Source organism: Kitasatospora sp. NPDC007106 (assembly GCF_040634455.1).
Classification (GTDB): domain Bacteria; phylum Actinomycetota; class Actinomycetes; order Streptomycetales; family Streptomycetaceae; genus Kitasatospora; species Kitasatospora arboriphila.
In genome coordinates this window covers 1-1,829 of the sequence record NZ_JBEYFP010001065.1, presented here as the reverse complement: position 1 = coordinate 1,829, position 1,829 = coordinate 1, and the positions used below count along the sequence as shown (strand labels likewise).

General features: G+C 71.5%; 2 protein-coding genes. Both read right to left on the bottom strand.

Translation table 11 applies throughout. The annotated features are described in order from the left end of the window. Positions 1-964: cytochrome d ubiquinol oxidase subunit II (locus tag ABZ641_RS35765; RefSeq protein WP_359988610.1), on the bottom strand; the 964-nt coding region annotated here is incomplete at its 3' end. After that, on the bottom strand, positions 964-1,829 hold an 866-nt coding region (locus tag ABZ641_RS35760), incomplete at its 5' end, for a cytochrome ubiquinol oxidase subunit I (RefSeq protein ID WP_359988609.1). The genes ABZ641_RS35760 and ABZ641_RS35765, both read right to left, overlap by 1 nt.

Below are 1,829 nucleotides of genomic sequence, written 5' to 3'. Positions count from 1 at the left end.
GCCGGTAGACCAGTACCAGGGCCGGGCCGACGAGCACGACCGCGATGAGCGTCACGATGGCCAGCCAGCGCAGGCTGTGCGCGGCCCCGGCGGCCTGGGACACCGTGAGCGAGGTCGGCAGGAGGTAGGGCCGCTGGGCGAAGCCCCAGGCCAGCACGGCCAGCGCGACGGTCGCCACCGAGGTGTAGCGGGACCAGCCGTACAACCGGCGCACCAGGAGCAGGACGGTGGCCAGGCCGCAGACCCCGGCCAGGATCGCCGTCAGCAGTCCGAGACCGCCGGTGAGACCGTCCCACACGTACCGGGCGTCGTCCCTGGTGACGGGCAGGGCGATGAGAGCGAGGACGACCAGCGCCGCGAAGGCGGCCCACGCCCGCAGGCGGAAGTGGTCGACGAGGTCGTGGGCGCCGAACCGCCGGGCGTCGGAGCAGAGGAAGACCGCGCCGAGGAAGGCGGTCGAGGCGATGGCCATCAGGCCCGCCATCAGCGAGGTGGGGTTGGCCCAGGCGTCCGAGGACGCCGGGACGCCCACCGCGACCCGTCCGGAGGCGATGCCGCCCAGCACTGCGCCGAGGAAGAACGGCGTGAGGAGCGAGGAGATCGCGAACGCCGCGCCGTAGACGCGCCGTTGGGCGATCCGGCGGCTGGGCTTGCGCAGCGCGAAGCCGGCTCCGCGGAGCAGCTGTCCGACGGCCGCGAGGGCGAGCGGCAGCCACAACGCCTCGAAGACCGCCTGGAACATCGTGGGGAACCCCGTCCACATGAGGATCAGGATGAAGATCAGCCAGACGTTGTTGACCTCCCAGACCGGCGCCATGGCGTGGTCGATCAGCCAGCGGGGCCGTTTCCCGCGCTCGGCGCCACCGGCCAGCAGGTCCCAGAAGCCCGCGCCGTAGTCGGTGCCGCCGGCGCAGGCGTAGGCGGCGATGGCGATCACCAGCAGCCAGGCGATGAGGTCCGCCATCACCGGTCACCGCCCGCGGCCGGGCCGGACCCGCCGGACACCACACCGGCCTCGTCGGGCAGGGGTTCGCGCCTGGGCCCGTACGGGGTGTCGGTCTCGGGGGCGGGTGTCCCCCGCACCGCCCTGCCCTCGTCGGCGATTCTCCAGCGGGTCCGCATCTTCAGCAGCACCGCCAGGAAGGACGCGAACACGGCCACGTACAGGACGACGACGATGCCGAACATCGTCCAGATGCCGTCGGAACGGGTCGGGGTGACGGCCTCGGAGACTCGCATGTTGAAGTAGACGATCCAGGGCTGACGGCCGACCTCGGTGGTGATCCACCCGCACTCCACCGTGATGAGGCAGGCGGCTCCCGCGAGCGCCGCGCAGGAGAAGAACCAGCGGTTGATCGGCAGGTCCCGGTGTCGCCACCAGATCCAGGCGTACCAGAGGGCGAGCAGGATCAGCACGCTGCCGATGGTGGCCATGATGTCGAAGGCCCAGTGGACGATGGTCGCCTCCACGGCCGTGGGGCGGTCGGACGCCGGCACGGAGGTCAGGCCGGTCACCTGGGTGCTGGGCTTGAACCCGGCGAGGATGGAGTCCAGCTGCGGGATCTTGATCCCGCCGGAGATCGTCCCGTCCTCGTTCAGCCGGCCGAAGACGTACTCCGGCACGTGGGTGGAGGTGTCCCAGACCAGCTCCATGCCGGCGAACTTGACCGGCTGCTTGTTGTAGACCGCGCGGGCGGCGGAGTCGCCCAGGAAGAACTGGACGGGGGTGAGGATCGCGGCGACGGTGAACGGCACGGTGAACCCGAGCTTGTGGTAGCGGTCGCGCCGCCCGCGCAGCCAGCCGACCGCGTACACGCCGGCCACCACGT